At 66.1% G+C, this 16,328-nt stretch carries 15 protein-coding genes; 12 read left to right on the top strand and 3 right to left on the bottom strand.

The genetic code is table 11. The annotated features are described in order from the left end of the window. The 4 genes from V7Q39_RS12115 to V7Q39_RS12130 form a co-directional block, all read left to right on the top strand. A partial coding sequence (locus tag V7Q39_RS12115; protein WP_333816841.1) for an FAD-binding domain-containing protein occupies positions 1-614 on the top strand: 614 nt, incomplete at its 5' end. Positions 615-673: 59 nt separating this feature from the next. Then, entirely contained in the window at positions 674-1,888 is a 1,215-nt protein-coding gene (locus tag V7Q39_RS12120) for a cyclopropane-fatty-acyl-phospholipid synthase family protein (RefSeq protein ID WP_333816856.1), read from the top strand. Between the two features lie 11 nt (positions 1,889-1,899). After that, a complete protein-coding gene (locus tag V7Q39_RS12125; protein WP_333816842.1) occupies positions 1,900-2,352 on the top strand; it encodes a TrgA family protein in 453 nt (150 codons plus the stop codon). A gap of 1 nt (position 2,353) precedes the next feature. Continuing rightward, the gene (locus V7Q39_RS12130) at positions 2,354-3,232 is read left to right on the top strand and encodes an NUDIX domain-containing protein (protein WP_333816844.1); all 879 of its coding nucleotides are present in this window, start codon (positions 2,354-2,356) and stop codon (positions 3,230-3,232) included. Positions 3,233-3,293: 61 nt separating this feature from the next. Here V7Q39_RS12130 and V7Q39_RS12135 read toward each other — a convergent pair whose 3' ends face one another. The 3 genes from V7Q39_RS12135 to V7Q39_RS12145 are packed head-to-tail and all read right to left on the bottom strand — an operon-like array spanning position 3,294 to position 6,577. Continuing rightward, the gene (locus V7Q39_RS12135; protein WP_333816845.1) at positions 3,294-4,451 is read right to left on the bottom strand and encodes a Gfo/Idh/MocA family protein; all 1,158 of its coding nucleotides are present in this window, start codon (positions 4,449-4,451) and stop codon (positions 3,294-3,296) included. Between the two features lie 3 nt (positions 4,452-4,454). Next, positions 4,455-5,510, bottom strand: a complete 1,056-nt coding sequence (locus V7Q39_RS12140) for a sugar phosphate isomerase/epimerase family protein (protein ID WP_333816846.1) — start codon at positions 5,508-5,510, stop codon at positions 4,455-4,457. After that, on the bottom strand, positions 5,507-6,577 hold the full coding sequence (locus V7Q39_RS12145; protein WP_333816847.1) for a LacI family transcriptional regulator: 1,071 nt from the start codon (positions 6,575-6,577) through the stop codon (positions 5,507-5,509). Before V7Q39_RS12145 ends, V7Q39_RS12140 begins: the two co-directional genes overlap by 4 nt. A gap of 321 nt (positions 6,578-6,898) precedes the next feature. On the opposite strand from V7Q39_RS12145, the gene V7Q39_RS12150 reads away from it, so the two are divergent. The 8 genes from V7Q39_RS12150 to V7Q39_RS12185 all read left to right on the top strand — a co-directional run. Continuing rightward, complete coding sequence (locus V7Q39_RS12150; RefSeq protein ID WP_333816848.1) at positions 6,899-8,128, top strand: ABC transporter substrate-binding protein; 1,230 nt, start codon at positions 6,899-6,901, stop codon at positions 8,126-8,128. Between the two features lie 142 nt (positions 8,129-8,270). After that, positions 8,271-9,164: a carbohydrate ABC transporter permease gene (locus V7Q39_RS12155; RefSeq protein ID WP_333816849.1), complete on the top strand. Its 894-nt coding sequence runs from the start codon at positions 8,271-8,273 to the stop codon at positions 9,162-9,164. Beyond that, positions 9,157-10,068, top strand: coding sequence for a carbohydrate ABC transporter permease (locus tag V7Q39_RS12160; protein WP_333816850.1), 912 nt, complete (start codon positions 9,157-9,159; stop codon positions 10,066-10,068). Before V7Q39_RS12155 ends, V7Q39_RS12160 begins: the two co-directional genes overlap by 8 nt. Before the next feature lie 3 nt (positions 10,069-10,071). After that, positions 10,072-11,151 carry an ABC transporter ATP-binding protein gene (locus tag V7Q39_RS12165; RefSeq protein ID WP_333816851.1) on the top strand — a complete coding sequence of 360 codons (1,080 nt, stop codon included), beginning with the start codon at positions 10,072-10,074 and terminating at the stop codon, positions 11,149-11,151. A 3-nt stretch (positions 11,152-11,154) separates the two neighbouring features. Continuing rightward, positions 11,155-13,527 carry a beta-mannosidase gene (locus V7Q39_RS12170; protein WP_333816852.1) on the top strand — a complete coding sequence of 791 codons (2,373 nt, stop codon included), beginning with the start codon at positions 11,155-11,157 and terminating at the stop codon, positions 13,525-13,527. A gap of 14 nt (positions 13,528-13,541) precedes the next feature. Next, positions 13,542-14,291, top strand: a complete 750-nt coding sequence (locus V7Q39_RS12175) for a sugar phosphate isomerase/epimerase family protein (protein ID WP_333816853.1) — start codon at positions 13,542-13,544, stop codon at positions 14,289-14,291. A gap of 11 nt (positions 14,292-14,302) precedes the next feature. Beyond that, entirely contained in the window at positions 14,303-15,436 is a 1,134-nt protein-coding gene (locus V7Q39_RS12180) for a Gfo/Idh/MocA family protein (protein ID WP_333816854.1), read from the top strand. Positions 15,437-15,529: 93 nt separating this feature from the next. Continuing rightward, positions 15,530-16,328, top strand: a 799-nt coding sequence (locus V7Q39_RS12185; RefSeq protein ID WP_333816855.1) for a glycoside hydrolase family 43 protein, incomplete at its 3' end; no start/stop codon positions are given.

Consider the following 16,328-nt stretch of genomic DNA (forward strand, 5'->3'; position numbering starts at 1 on the left):
CCGAGAGTTTCCTGCGGGAACTGGCCTGGCGCGAGTTCAGCTATCACCTGCTGCATCACACGCCGGAGATCGGCCGGGCGAACTGGCGGCCGGAATGGGACGCCTTTCCCTGGCGCGGTGACAGCCCGGAGGCCGAGCGGTGGCGGAGGGGCATGACGGGCGAGCCTTTCGTCGATGCCGCGATGCGCGAGATGTATGTCACCGGCCGGATGCACAACCGGGCGCGGATGATCGCGGCGAGCTATCTGACCAAGCATCTGCTGACGCATTGGAGGCTGGGGCTTGACTGGTTCGCCGACTGCCTGACGGACTGGGACCCGGCGGCGAATGCGATGGGCTGGCAATGGGTGGCGGGCTCGGGGCCGGATGCGGCGCCCTATTTCCGCATCTTCAACCCGGCTGGTCAGGCGGAGAAGTTCGATCCCGACGGAGGCTACCGCCAGCGCTTCATCGCGGAGCTTTCGCCGCAGCCGGGACCGGAGGCGCTGGCCTGGTTCGAGGCGGTGCCACGGTCCTGGGGACTGGCGCCGGGACAGGCCTATCCGGCGCCGGTGGTGGACCTCGCGGCGGGCCGCGCGCGTGCCCTTGCGGCATATGGTTCACGAAACGCTTGAGCAACACATCGAGTTTGGTGAAAGTGTTGCGAACGACAGAGACCCGGGGGGTGGGGCCGATGGACGTGCTGACGACGGTGAAGGGGCAGTCGGGGCTGCCGCGCTGGTTCGCCACGGTGTTCGAGACGGCGGGGCGGCTGGGCGAGGGGCGGCTCGATTTCGTGCTGCCCGATGGTCGCCGGTTCCGGGTGGAGGGCAAGGCGCCGGGGATCACGGCGGAGATCGGCGTCGAGCATCCCGACCTTTTCGCGCGGCTGGTGCGCGAGGGCGATCTCGGCTTCTGCGACGCCTATCTGGACGGCTGGTGGACCACGCCGGATCTGCAGGCCTTTCTGGATCTGATCCAGCGCCCGGCGAACAACATCGTCGGCGACGGCTTTCCCGGCCTGGGGCTGGTCCGGGCCTATGAGCGGCTGCGGTTCTGGATGCAGTCGAACACGAAGCGGCAGGCGCGAAAGAACATCGCGCATCACTACGACCTGGGGAACGACTTCTACCGGCTGTGGCTGGACGAGACGATGACCTATTCCTCGGCCCTCTTCCAGAACCCGCAGGAGAGCCTAGAAGCGGCGCAGCGGCGCAAATATGCCAGCATGGTCGACCAGATGGGCGCCGAGGCTGGCGACCATGTGCTGGAGATCGGCTGCGGCTGGGGCGGGTTTGCGGAATATGCGGCAAAGGAGCGGGGGCTGAGGGTCACGGGGCTGACGATCAGCCAGGCGCAGCACGACTTTGCGGTGGAACGGGTGCGGCGCGCGGGCCTTGCCGACCGGGTAGAGATCAAGCTGCAGGACTATCGCGACGAAACGGGCAGCTATGACGGGATCGCCAGCATCGAGATGTTCGAGGCGGTGGGCGAGCGCTACTGGCCGGTCTATTTCGGCGCGCTGCGCGACCGGCTGAAACCGGGGCGGAATGCGACGCTGCAGATCATCACCGTGGCCGATGCGCGCTGGCAGCTTTACCGCCGGAGCGTCGACTTCATCCAGAAATACATCTTCCCCGGCGGGATGCTTCCCGCGCCCTCGGTGCTGCGGGCCGAGGTGGAGCGGGCGGGCCTCAGGGTCAAGCATTCCATCGAGTTCGGCGAGAGCTACAGCCTGACGCTGCGTCGCTGGCACGACAGCTTTGCCGCGCGCTGGGGCGAGGTGCGGAAGCTTGGCTTCGACGACCGGTTCCGGCGGATGTGGGAGTTCTACCTCGCCTCTTGCGCGGGGGCGTTCCAAGGTGGAAACTGCGACGTGACGCAGATCACGGTGACGCGTCCCAGTTGAGGGTTCAGAGAATGCCGCTACCGATGCCGACGGGCGCCAAGATGATGGCCGCAGCGAGTTTCGCGGTCGTGGGCTGGGTGATGGCAAACTACTATGCGATGAACATGCCGGACGCCGCCGCGGGCGGGCCGATGCGTGAGGCGGCGGCCCTGGTGGGCGCCATCATCGGCTGGAAGGTCATGGGTCCGACGGTGGGGCGCGGCTATGTCGAGGCCGCGGGGGCGGGAATCAAGACCGCCGTCATCCTGGCGGTGGCGGCTCTCTTCCTGCTGGCGATGCGTGAGATGCTCGATAACTCGGTCAAGATGCGCTACGATGGCGCGCTAGATGCGATCACGGATGTGTTCCAGCTGATGGCGCAGCGGTCGCGGGCGCTGTTGTCGCTGGGGGTGTTCGGGACGATCCTGTTCGGCGGGATCATCGCGGGGCTTTTGAGCGAGAACGCCGGGCGGCGCTGGAAATAGGATGACATCGGGGATTAAGGGCCTGTCGCCCGAGGTTCGGGCGCGGGTCGTGGCGGGCGCCGAGGGGGCCGAGGCTGCGGCGCGGTTGCAGTTTTACAGGGCAGTGCGGATGGCGGCGGGCGAAGGGCCGGGTTCGGTTCCGGAAGCGCTGGCGCTGGTCGATGCGATCATGCGGGGCTATGGGCATCTGTCGCCCGAGGCGGTCGCGCGCCGCCTTCCCTCACTGCGGGTGGAGGCTGCAAGCCGATTGCGGGCCGAGGGGGCCGCGGGGCCGCGTCTGCGCGTCGGGAGCGGCGAGGTGGAGACCGGTGGGGTGGAGCCGTCCCATGCCGGGTTCTTCGCGCTGGATGTGGTGAGCTTGCGGCACCGGCGCTTCGACGGAGAGATGAGCCCCTGGCTGATGCGCGAGGTCTTCGTCGCGGGCGATGCGGTGACGGTGCTGCCCTATGATCCGGTGCGGGACCGGGTGCTGCTGATCGAGCAGTTCCGGATGGGCCCTTTCGGGCGGGGCGACCCTTTTCCCTGGCAGCTGGAGGCGATCGCCGGGCGGATCGACCCGGGCGAGACGCCGGAAGAGGCCGCGCGGCGCGAGGCGGTGGAAGAGGCCGGGCTGGTGCTGGGCGCCCTGGAGAAGGTGGCGGAATATTATCCGACGCCGGGGGCGGTGGCGGAGTATCTTTATTCCTACGTCGCGCTCTGCGACCTGCCGGAGGGGGTGGCGGGGGTCTTCGGCGCGGTGGAAGAGGCGGAGGATATCAAGGGGCACCTTCTGTCCTTCGACCGACTGGTCGAGGTGATGGCCGCGGGAGAGATCGGCAATGCGCCGCTTCTGTTGACGGTGCTGTGGTTGCAGCGCGAGCGGGCGCGGTTGCGGGGGTAGACGGTGGGTTGCGCCCACCCTGTGCGACGAATCCGGTAGGGTGGGTGCAACCCACCATCGCTCAAAGGTTCAGCCCGACCCATGCGCCGTTTTTGGCTGAGGATCTAGCGCAGGCATCGACGAAGGCCACGCCTTCCAGCCCCTCCTTGAGGCCCGGAAAGGTTGTGCCGTCGGGGACGGGCGTGCCGGTCTTGGCGGCACGGATGGCGCGGGCGGCCTCGGTATAGATGTTGGCGAAGCCTTCCAGATAGCCTTCCGGGTGGCCGGGGGGCACACGGGTGACGCGGGCGGCCTCGGGGCCGGAGCCTGCGCCGCCGCGGGTGATCTTGCGCTTTTCTTGCCCGAAGGGGGTGAACCAGAGATAGTTCGGATCCTCCTGCGCCCATTCGAGCCCGCCCTTCGAGCCGTAGATGCGCAGGCGCAGGCCGTTCTCGTTCCCCGGTGCGACCTGGCTGCACCAGAGCATCCCCTTGGCGCCGCCCTTGTAGCGCATCAGCACATGGCCGTTGTCATCGACCCGGCGGCCGGGGACGAAAGAGGACAGATCGGCGGCGAGCGTGTCGAGCGTCAGGCCGGAGACGAAGCCCGCGAGGTTGAAGGCATGGGTGCCGATGTCGCCGGTCGACCCGCCGACGCCGGATCGGGCGGGGTCGGCGCGCCATTCGGCCTGCTTGTTGTCGACCGCTTCGGTCAGCCAGTCCTGGATGTATTCGACGTTGACGAGGCGGATCTCGCCCAGCTCTCCGGCGGCGATCATCGCCTTGGCCTGCCGGACCATCGGATAGCCGGTGTAGTTGTGCGTCAGCGCGAAGACCACGCCTGAGGCCTCGGCGGCCTTCGCCAGTTTCTTCGCCTCGGGCAGGGTGGCGGTCAGCGGCTTGTCGCAGATGACATGGATGCCGCGCTTCAGGAACTGCATCGCCACGGGGGCGTGCATGTGGTTCGGCGTGACGATGGCGACGGCGTCGATCCCGTCCTTGCGGCGGGATTCCCTGGCCGCCATCTCGGCAAAGCTGGTATAGGCGCGGGGGACGCCGAGGTCCTGCGCCGAGGCGAGGGCTTTCTCGGGGTTGGAGGAGAAGGCACCCGCGACCAGTTCATATTGATCGTCGATCCGGGCCGCGATGCGGTGGACGGCGCCGATGAAGGCATCGCGGCCCCCGCCGACCATGCCGAGGCGCAGACGGTCGGGGCGGGCGGTATGAGCGGCGTCGATCATGGGTTACTCCAGTCCAAGCATGCGTCTGTTAGCGGCAACATCAGTACCCGCATCCGCGAAATCGTCAAAGGCCTTCTCGGTCACGCGGATGATATGGGCGTCAACGAAGGCCGCGCCTTCGCGGGCGCCGTCCTCGGGGTGTTTCAGGCAGCATTCCCATTCCACCACGGCCCAGCCGTCGAAGCCGTATTGGGTGAGCTTCGAGAAGATGCCGCCGAAATCGACCTGCCCGTCGCCGGGAGAGCGGAAGCGGCCCGCGCGGTTGACCCACGACTGGAAGCCGCCGTAGACGCCTTGGCGGCCGGTGGGGTTCAGCTCGGCATCCTTGACGTGGAACATGCGGATGCGGTCGTGGTAGATGTCGATATGCTCAAGGTAATCAAGGTGTTGCAAAACGTAGTGCGACGGGTCGTAGAGCATGTTCGCCCGCGCGTGGCCATGTACGCGATCCAGGAACATCTCGTAGCTGATGCCGTCGTGCAGGTCCTCGCCTGGGTGGATCTCGTAGCAAAGGTCGATGCCGCAATCCTCGGCATGGTTCAGGATCGGCAGCCAGCGGCGGGCAAGCTCGTCGAAGGCTTCCTCGACCAGCCCCGCCGGGCGCTGCGGCCAGGGGTAGAGATAGGGCCAGGCCAAGGCGCCGGAGAAGGTGGCATGGGCGGTCAGGCCGAGATTCTTCGAGGCGGTCAGGGCCTTCTTCACCTGGTCCACCGCCCAATCCTGCCGGGCCTTGGGATTGCCGCGCACGGAGGCGTCGGCGAAGCCATCGAAGGCGGTGTCATAGGCGGGATGGACCGCGACCAACTGGCCTTGCAGGTGGGTGGACAGTTCTGTCACCTGAAGGCCTGCGTCCTTCGCAATTCCTTTGAACTCGTCGCAATATGACTTTGAGCTTGCAGCCTTTTCCAGATCGAAGAGCCGCCCGTCCCAGCTGGGAACCTGTACCCCGACATAGCCGCAATCGGCGGCCCATCGGGTGATCTCGCCCCAGGAATTGAACGGCGCCGCATCGCCCGCAAACTGCGCCAGGAACAACCCCGGGCCCTTGATCGTCTTCATGCTTGCTCTCCTTTGTCCGGTCCGGGGCCGGTTTCCACCTGCATCGGAACTTCCAGCCGCTGGCGTTCGGTCCAGTCTCGCTTCTCGATCGCCGCGACCAGGGCCTTCGCCAGGAAGTCGCCGGCCCGGCCCACGTCTTCGCGCACGATGAGGATGTCGCGGCGGAAGCGGCGCAGCAGGGGGATGGCTTCCTTGCCCACCACGTCGAAATCGCGGCCCAGCATGCGGCCGGTCTGCTCTGCCCCGGCAATCGCCGCCATTCCGGCGGTGGTCGAGCCGACCAGCAGGCCATCGGGCGGGTCTGGTTGCCGGAAGCGGGCATGGACCGCCGCATCCACCGCGTCGCCGCCGCTGTCAGAGTTGACGGTGTCGGCCACCTCGAACGACAGGCCGAGGCGGGCGGCCTCGTCCGAGAAGCCGTGGATCATGTGGTTGGCATACATCTGCGCGCGTGGCGGGGCGACCAGAAACAGCCGCCTGCGTCCGCGATCGGCCATGGCGCGGACGCCGAGGCGGGCGAAGGCCTCGTTGTCGAAATCGTAGTAGGGGTGGTCGATCCCCATCGCGGTGCGGCCATGGGCGGCGAAGGGGAAGCCGTGGTCGTGCATGTAGCGGATGCGGGGGTCGTCTTCCTTGGTCTGGTTCAGGATGATGCCATCGGCGCTGCCGGTCTCGACGATGTAGCGGATCGGCTCCATCGGATCCTGGTCGGGGAAGAAGGGCATGACGACCAGATGGTAGGCGGTGCCGCGCAGCGCATTGGCGATCGAGTAGATCAGCCGCGAGGTGTGATTCATCACGTCGGTTTCGGTCGACAGGACCAGCGCGATGACATTGGTCTTGCCGGTGCGCAGGCGCACGCCCGCGCGGTTCGGGCGGTAGCCGAGCCGGGCCGCCGTCTCGCGCACGCGGCGCTTGGTCTCTTCGCCGATGTCGGGGGCGTCCTTCAGCGCGCGCGAGACGGTGGCGATGGCGAGGCCGGTGGCTGCGGCGATGGTCTTGAGCGTGGGGCGCTCGGGTTCCGAATCGGGGGCGGGCAGCGGGGCGCGATCAGCGGGCGGCGGCATCGGCGCCCTCCTTTTCCGCGCGGGACAAGACGGAGCGGGGAAGAATCCCGCGGGCCGATTCGGCTGGTAGCGCTATCTTCGCAGGCGCAGAAACAGCCCCGACCCGGTGTCGGGGAATTGCCAGTCTTGGGGCCGGGTTGGCGGTGGTTTTGCGCTGCGGCATCGGTCTGCTCTTGCCCGGTTTTCCGGCGCGGAGGGTGCGGATCATCTGCCCATGAAAACTTCTGCGCCGGGCGGCGACAAGCGAAAAGATCGGTTGATCGGTGAAACTACAACGTTATAGGCTTCTTCTATAACGTTATAGGAAACCGGGAGGAACGGATGAAGCTTTCAAAACTGACGGCGGTGCTTTGTGCTTCGGTGGCGATGCCGGCCATGGCGACCGAGCTTGAAGTCACCCATTGGTGGACCAGCGGCGGCGAGGCGGCGGCGGTGGCCGAACTGGCCAAGGCCTTCGACGCCACCGGCAACAAATGGGTCGACGGGGCCATCGCGGGGTCGGGCGATACCGCGCGCCCGATCATGGTGTCGCGCATCACCGGCGGCGATCCGATGGCGGCGACGCAGTTCAACCACGGCCGCCAGGCGGAAGAGCTGGTCGAAGCCGGGCTGATGCGCAACCTGGACGATGTAGCCAAGGCGGAAAACTGGGCCGCCGTGGTCAACCCGCCGTCGCTTCTGGAAGGCTGTACGCTGGATGGTCACATCTACTGCGTCCCGGTGAACATCCATGCGTGGCAATGGCTGTGGCTGTCGAACAAGGCGTTTGCCGATGCCGGGATTCCGGTGCCGACCGACTGGAACGGCCTGGTCGCCGCAGCCCCCGCGCTGGAAAAGGCCGGGGTCGTGCCGCTGGCGGTGGGGGCGCAGGGCTGGCAGCAGACCGGGCTTTTCAACAATCTCCTGCTCGCGATCGGCGGCAAGGACCTGTATCTGAAGATCAACAAGGACCATGACGCCGAAGCCGCCGCCGGGCCGGAGATGGCCAAGGTCTTTGCAGCGCTTGCCGATGCCCGCAGCATGACCAAGGGCGCCAATGTGCAGGACTGGAACCAGGCCACCAACATGGTGATCACCGGCAAGGCGGCCGCGCAGTCGATGGGCGACTGGGCGCAGGGCGAGTTCCAGGTCGCCGGGCAGGTCGCGGGCGAGGACTACACCTGCCTCGTCGGGCTGGGGATGCCGGATCCCTATATCACCACTGGCGGCGACAGCTTCTATTTCCCCAAGCTGGATGACCCGGAAAAGTCCAAGGCGCAGGAGCAACTGGCCTCGATCATGCTGTCGCCCGAGACGCAGGTGGCCTTCAACCTGAAGAAGGGTTCGATGCCGGTGCGCGGTGACGTGGACCTGAGTGCGGCCAACGACTGCATGAAGAAAGGGCTGGAGGTGCTGAAGGCCGGCAACGTCATCCAGAGCACGGATGAACTGCTGAGCCCCGACACCACGACCCAGCTGAACGACCTGGTGACGCAATTCTTCGCCAATGACAGCATCACGCCCGAGAAGTTGCAGGCGGATTATGCCGCGCTGATCGGCACCGCCGACTAAGGCCTTCGGGCGCAAGGTGGATCGGCCCGGGAACGCTCCGGGCCGGTTGCCGCGCTGGACCCGGCGGGTCGGCGCGCCTGACTTTCCACAAAGCCGGACGGTCCGCCCCAGGCGCGGCCGCAGCGCAGACCAGGGGGCAGATATGTCACAAGCCCGGCGGCCCAGCCGTCTTTTCAAGAATATCAGCGCCAAACTCGCCTCGCTGCCGATGGTGCTGACCGCGCTGGTGGTGTTCCTGGGCGGAACATTGTGGACGGTGCTGTATTCCTTCACCGATTCCAAGCTGTTGCCGCGCCTGCGCTTTGTCGGGCTGGATCAGTATGAACGGCTGTGGGCGACGGAACGCTGGCTGGTTTCCATCCAGAACCTGGCGATTTACGGGCTGTTGTCGCTGGTGTTCAGCTTTGTGATCGGCTTCTTGCTCGCAGCGCTTCTGGACCAGAAGATCCGGTTCGAAAGTGCCTTCCGCACCATCTTCCTGTATCCGTTCGCGCTGTCCTTCATCGTTACCGGGCTGGTCTGGCAATGGATCCTGAACCCGGATTTCGGCGTGCAGCAGATCGTGCGCGATCTGGGCTGGACCAGCTTTACCTTCGATCCGCTGTATGACGCCGACATCGTGATCTATGGCGTCCTCTTCGCCGGGCTGTGGCAGGGCACCGGGCTGATCATGTGCCTGATGCTGGCGGGTCTGCGCGGCATCGACGAGGATATCTGGAAAGCCGCCCGGGTCGACGGCATCCCGATGTGGAAGACCTATCTGTTCATCGTCATCCCGATGATGCGCCCGGTGTTCATCACCACGCTGGTCATCGTGATGAGCGGGATCGTCCGGGTCTACGACCTTGTGGTCGCGCAGACCGGCGGGGGGCCGGGTATCGCCTCGGAAGTGCCGGCGAAATACGTCTACGAGTTCATGTTCCGGGCGCAGAACCTGGGCCAGGGCTTTGCCGCCTCGACCATGATGCTGCTCAGCGTGGCGATCGTGCTGATCCCCTGGGCCTATTTCGAATTCGGAGGGAAGAAGCATGGCTGAGCGCGGAACCCATGCCTTTGCCGCGGGCGAGCCGCGGGGCACCCGGCCCCGGCGGGCGCTGTCGGGCCGCAACATCATGATCTACGGCGCGCTTGGGGTGATGGCGCTGTATTACCTGCTGCCGCTTTACGTGATGATCGTGACCTCGCTGAAGGGAATGCCGGAAATCCGGCTGGGCAACATCTTCGCCCCGCCGGTGGAGATCACCTTCCAGCCTTGGGTCAAGGCGTGGTCGGAGGCCTGCACCGGCCTCAACTGCGACGGGCTGAGCCGGGGGTTCTGGAACTCGGTACGGATCACGGTGCCCTCGGTGGTGCTGTCGATCATCATCGCCTCGGTCAACGGCTATGCGCTGGCGAACTGGCGCTTCAAGGGGGCGAATGCTTTCTTCACCATCCTGATCTTCGGGGCCTTCATCCCCTATCAGGTGATGTTGTACCCCTTGGTGATCCTCCTGCGCGAGATGGGTATCTACGGCACGCTCTGGGGGCTCGTCATGGTGCACACCATCTTTGGGATGCCGATCCTGACGCTTCTCTTCCGCAACTATTTCAGCGCGATCCCGGAAGAGCTGTTCAAGGCCGCAAGGGTGGATGGCGCGGGGTTCTGGGGCATCTACTTCCGCATCATGCTGCCGATGAGCCTGCCGATCTTCGTGGTGGCGCTGATCCTGCAGATCACCGGCATCTGGAACGACTTCCTGTTCGGCGTGGTCTACACCAAGCCCGACCTCTACCCGATGACGGTGCAGCTGAACAACATCGTCAACTCGGTGCAGGGGGTGAAGGAATACAACGTCAACATGGCCGCGACGCTGCTGACCGGCCTGGTGCCGCTGGCTGTCTACTTCGTCTCGGGGAAACTTTTCGTCCGCGGTATCGCCGCCGGTGCCGTGAAAGGCTGATGCATGGGAAATTCGATTGAAGTCAAGGACCTGACGCTGAACTTCGGGTCGATCTCGGTCCTGAAGAACATGAACCTCGACGTGGCGGAGGGAGAATTCGTCGTGCTTCTGGGTCCTTCGGGCTGCGGAAAGTCGACGCTGCTGAATTGCCTAGCGGGCTTGTTGGACATTACCGACGGTCAGATCTGGATCAAGGGCAAGAACGTCACCTGGGCCGAGCCGTCGGAGCGCGGGATCGGAATGGTGTTCCAGAGCTATGCGCTTTACCCGCAGATGACGGTGCGCGGGAACCTGTCCTTCGGGCTGAAGAACGCCAGGGTGCCGCAGGCCGAGATCGACAAGCGGATCGCCCGGGCGGCCGAGATCTTGCAGATCCAGCCTTTGCTGGACCGGAAACCGGCGGCCTTGTCGGGCGGGCAGCGGCAGCGGGTGGCCATTGGCCGGGCTTTGGTGCGCGATGTGGACGTGTTCCTGTTCGACGAGCCGCTGTCGAACCTCGACGCCAAGCTGCGGAGCGAGTTGCGGGTCGAGATCAAGCGCCTGCACAACCAGCTGGGCAACACCATGGTCTATGTCACCCATGACCAGATCGAGGCGCTGACACTGGCCGACCGGATCGCGGTGATGAAAGGGGGCGTCATCCAGCAGCTGGCCGCCCCCCTGGAAATCTACAACCGCCCGTCGAACCTGTTCGTCGCGGGGTTCATCGGCAGCCCGTCGATGAACCTCCTGAAGGGGCGGACGGTGGAGGGCGGCCGCGCCTTCCAGTTCGGGGCGACGAAGATCGACCTGGCGGGCTATGACGGGGGCGCGGTGCTGGAGCGCGACCAGGCGATCCTGGGGGTGCGGCCCGAACATATCACCGTGTCGAAGACGCCGCTGTCCGGCCCGTCGATCCCGGCGGAGGTGGAGATCGACGAGCATCTCGGCGCCGACAGCCTGCTGTGGCTGAAGGCCGAGGGGGTGAACCTGAGCGTGCGCGTGCCGGTCGAGGGGCGCCTGCCGCCGGGGACCAAGGTGCATCTGGGGCTGGATATCCCCAAGGCGTCGCTCTTCGACGCGAAGACGGAACAGAGGATCTGAAGGATGCTCGACCTGGCGGGGCGCTGGACGCTTTCGGATGAAAGCGGCGCCCATACCGTTGCCATGGACCTGCCCGGAGACGGGATCACCGCGCTGGCGAAGGCGGGGGTGATCCCGGAGCCGTACTGGGGCCGGAACGAATATGACTGCCGCTGGGTGGCCGAGCGTGACTGGGTGGCGCGGCGGGTATTCACCTATGACGGACAGGCCTGTGAGCTGGTGGTCGAAGGGCTGGACACGGTCGCCGAGGTGCGGCTGAACGAGGTTCTGGTCCTGTCGGCGGCAAATGTGCACCGGCGCTGGCGGGTGGATGTGTCGTCGGTGGTGATGGCAGGAGAGAATGAGGTCGAGATCCTGTTCCGCTCACCCGTTCGCGAGGCGGCGGCGCGGGCGGCTCGGATGCCTTTCCCGATCCCCTACCAGCAGGTCAACGGGCCGATTGCCCATGCCAACATGCTGCGGAAACAGCAGTGCGATTTTGGCTGGGACTGGAATATCGCCCTTGGCGTCTTCGGGGTTTCCGGCGCGATCCGGCTGGAGGTCATCGGGCCAAGGATTGGGGATGTGCTGGTGGATCAGGTGCACTCGGCTGGTCAGGTCGAGGTGCGGCTGACGGTTCGTGCGACATGTGAGGATGTGACGGCAAGCCTTTGTGGCGTCATGAAAACTGCGCCGGTTATTGGCGGCGTGGCGAAGCTGTCGCTGGTCATCCGCAACCCGGTGCTATGGTGGCCGGCGGGTCAGGGCGCGCAGGTGCTGCATGAGCTGGTTCTGGAGGGTGGCGGGGCGCGGGTGGTCAAGCGGATCGGCCTGCGCGACCTTAAGCTGGTCAGCGAGCCGGGTGCGGCGGGACGGTCCTTCGGGATGCAGGTCAACGGGCGGCCGATCTTTGCCAAGGGGGCCAACTGGATACCTGCGGATGCGCTGTTCGGGCGGATCACACCAGACTCGGTGCACGGCCTCCTGCAATCCGCCGTCGATGCCAACATGAACATGATCCGCATCTGGGGCGGCGGACGGTATGAGCCGGACTGGTTCTACGATCTCTGCGACGAGTTGGGGCTGATGGTCTGGCAGGACTTCATGTTCGCCTGTCACCTTTACCCTTCGACCCCGGAGTTTCTGGCGGAGGTGGATGCCGAGGTCCGCGATGTGGTGGCGCGGATCAGCCACCACGCCTGCATCGCGCTCTGGTGCGGCGACAATGAGTTGATCGGGGCGCTGACCTGGTTCCCGGAAAGCCGCGCCGACCGGGACCGCTATCTGGTCAACTACGACCGGCTGAACCGGACGGTGGAAGCAGCACTTCTGGAGGTGCTGCCGGTGGCGAACTGGTGGCCGTCCTCGCCCTCTCCCGGCCCGCTGGCGTTCGGCGATGCCTGGCATGACGACAGCAGCGGCGACATGCATTTCTGGTCGGTCTGGCACGAGGGGCGGGATTTCGATCATTATCGCGACGTAAGCCCCCGGTTTTGCTCCGAGTTCGGCTTCCAGTCCTATCCCTCGCTTTCGGCAATCCGGCGGTTCGCCGACGAGAGGGACTGGAACATTGCCAGCCCGGTGATGGAGAGCCACCAGAAGAACCCCGGCGGGAATGCGCGGATCGCCGAGACGATGTTCCGCTATTTTCGCTTCCCGGTGGACTTCCCGAATTTCGTCTGCCTCAGCCAGGTGCAGCAGGGGCTGGCGATCAAGACTGCCGTCACCCATTGGCGCAGCCTCAAGCCGCATTGCATGGGCACGCTCTACTGGCAGCTGAACGACACTTGGCCGGTGTGTTCCTGGTCGAGCCTGGACCATGGCGGCAACTGGAAGCTGCTGCATCACATGGCGCAGCGGTTCTATGCCCCGGTTACGGTGGTGGCGGTGCCGCAGGACGGGGGTGTCGCCCTGCGGGCGGTGAACGACCGGCCTGAGGCGGTGACGATCACCGTCACGGCGCGCGCGGCGGCGATGGATGGGTCCACTCGGGCGCTGGCTGAGGCGACGGTTACGGTGCCGACCGATGCGGCGGTGCCGGTGCTGGAGCTTGGGCCGGAGGCGCTGGGGCCGGGGGAGGTGCTGGCCTTCACCTGGGCGGGGGATTCGGAAGGCGGGGACGTCCATGCGCCGAAGCCGTGGAAGGCCTACGACCTGCTGCCCTCGGGCCTGACCGCGGATATCCGGCGGGAGGGGATGCAGTGGAAATTGACATTGCAGGTCAAGGCGCTCGCCCCCTTCGTTGCAGTGGAGTCTGAAGTCCCGGGCCGTTTCTCCACCAACGCCGTCACGCTCTTCCCCGGCTATCCGGCCACGATCACCTTCACCCCCGATGACCCTTCGGCGGTGCCCCGCTTCACCCTCCGCGATCTCCATTCCGCCACCTATGGCGGCTGACGAAAGGCAATCCCATGTTCAGCTATCAGCTTTATTCCTCGCGCAACTTCGGGCCGATGCCGAAGACCTTCGAGATGGTGGCCAAGGCGGGTTATACTGCCGTGGAAGGCTACGGCGCGCTTTATGCCGACGATGCGGCGGTGGAAGCGACGAAGGCGGGGCTGGCAGCCACCGGGCTGACCATGCCGACCGGGCATTTCGGCCTGCAGCAGCTGGAGACCGAGGTCGACAGGGTGCTGGGCATCGCCCGGGCGCTGAAGATGGAGCGGCTTTACTGCCCCTATGTCCTGCCCGAGGACCGGCCCTCGGACCCGGCGGGCTGGACCGCCTTTGGCGAGCGGCTGCAGAAGGCGGGGGCACCCTACAAGGCGGCGGGCTATGGTTTCGGCTGGCACAACCACGATTTCGAGTTCAAGCCGCTCTCCGATGGCTCGATGCCGCAGGACCGCATCTTCGAGGGCGGGCCGGGGCTGGAATGGGAGATGGACGTGGCCTGGGTGATCCGCGGCGGCGCCGACCCGCTGGTCTGGATCGAACGCTACAAGGACCGGATCACCGCTGCCCATGTGAAGGACATCGCCCCCGCCGATGAGAACACGGACGAGGACGGCTGGTCCGATCTGGGCCAAGGCACGGTCGACTGGAAGACGATCATCGCCGCGCTGCGGAAGATCGGTGTCCGGCATTTCGTCATGGAACACGACAACCCGAAGGACGACGCGCGCTTCGCGACCCGTTCCATCGCCTCGGCCAAATCCTTCTGAGGAAAAGACAAATGGCAAATCTGGGTATCGGCATCATCGGCTGCGGCAATATCTCGACCGCCTATCTGACGCTCGCGCCGCTGTTCAAGGGGCTGGAGGTGCGGGCGGTCGCCGACATGAACATGGAGGCCGCAACGGCGCGGGCCGAAGAGTTCAACGTCAAGGCGCAGTCGGTCGACGACCTGCTGGCGAACCGCGATCTGGACGTGGTGATCAACCTCACCATCCCCGACGCGCATTACGCGGTGACGAAGCGCATCCTCGAAGCCGGGAAGCACGCCTATTCCGAAAAACCGCTGGTCCTGACGCTGGAAGAGGGCAAGACGCTGCGCGATCTGGCGAAGGCGAAGGGCCTGGCGGTGGGCTGTGCGCCCGACACTTTTCTCGGCGGCGCGCACCAGCAGGCCCGCGCGATCATCGACGAAGGACGGATCGGCACCATCACCACCGGCGTCGCCTGCGTGCAGAGCCACGGGCCGGAGGGCTGGCACCCGAACCCGGAGTTCTTCTTCCTGCCGGGCGCGGGGCCGATGCTGGATCTCGGGCCGTATTACGTGGCGGACCTGATCAATTTCCTGGGGCCGGTGAAACGGGTGGGGGCGATCACCTCCTCCGCCACGCCGACGCGGGTCATCGGCTCGGGCGCGCGGGCGGGGCAGGAAATCCCCGTCCGGACGCCGACCAACATCCATGCCCTGCTGGAGTTCCACACGGGCGCAGTGGTGAACCTGACGACCAGCTGGGACGTCTGGCATCACAAGCGCAACCATTTCGAGTTCTACGGCACGGAAGGCACGCTCTATGTGCCGGACCCGAACTTCTTCGGCGGCACCGTCGAACTGGCGGACCGCGAGGGCACCCTGACCGAGGTCGCGCCCTGGGCGCATCCTTTCGGGGTGCCGAACCAGGACCATCCGCAGCGCGGGCCGCTGGCCAACTACCGGACGGCAGGGCTGGCCGACATGGTCGCCGCGCTGCAGACGGGCCGCGACGCGCGCTGCTCTTTGGAACGCACGCTGCACGGGGTGGACGTGATGACCGCCTGCCTGGCCTCGGGCGAGACCGGCGGTTTCGTCACCCTGACCACCACCTGCACAAGGCCCGCGGCGCTGTCGCCGGAAGAGGCGCGGGCGCTGATGGTGTGACGAACCAGTCCCGCCCGGCGCATGCCGCGCGGCGGGGCCAGCGGGCGGAGGGAGTGAGGGATCCCTCCGCCCGACCCATGCAGGAGGCTGACGATGCTGGAAAACCCCGTGATCCGCGGCTTCAACGCCGACCCGAGCTTCGTCCGTGTGGGCGAGGATTACTACATCGCCACCTCGACCTTCGAATGGTATCCGGGGGTGCAGATCCACCATTCCCGTGACCTGGTGAACTGGCGGCTGGTGGCGCGGCCCCTGCGGCGGGCCAGCCAGCTGGACATGCGCGGCAATCCCGACAGCTGCGGCATCTGGGCGCCCTGCCTTTCCCATGCCGACGGGCGGTTCTGGCTGGTCTATACCGATGTGAAGCGGCTGGATGGCGCCTTCAAGGACGCGCACAATTACATCGTCACCTGCGCGACCATCGACGGGGAGTGGTCGGAGCCCACCTACGTCAATTCCTCGGGCTTCGACCCGTCGCTCTTCCGCGACCGGGACGGGCGCAAGTGGTTCCTCAACATGCGCTGGAACCACCGGGGCAAGGGGACCGGGCTGAACCCCGCGCATGACGCCTTCGACGGGATCGAGCTGCAGGAATGGCATCCGGAGGAAGGGCTGCTGGGCGAGGTCACGACGATCTACACCGGGACGGACCTTGGCCTGACCGAGGCGCCGCATCTCTTCCGGCATGGCGACTGGTACTATCTGACGACGGCAGAGGGCGGCACGGGCTACGACCATGCGGTGACTCTGGCGCGGTCGCGGGAGATCCGGGGGCCCTATGAGACACATCCGCAGAAGCACCTGATCACGGCGCGGTTCGATCCGACGAACCCGATTCAGCGGATGGGGCACGGGCAATATGTCGAGGGCCATGACGGGCGGCACTGGCATT

It is taken from the genome of Tabrizicola sp., assembly GCF_036781545.1.
Taxonomy (GTDB): Bacteria; Pseudomonadota; Alphaproteobacteria; order Rhodobacterales; family Rhodobacteraceae; genus Tabrizicola.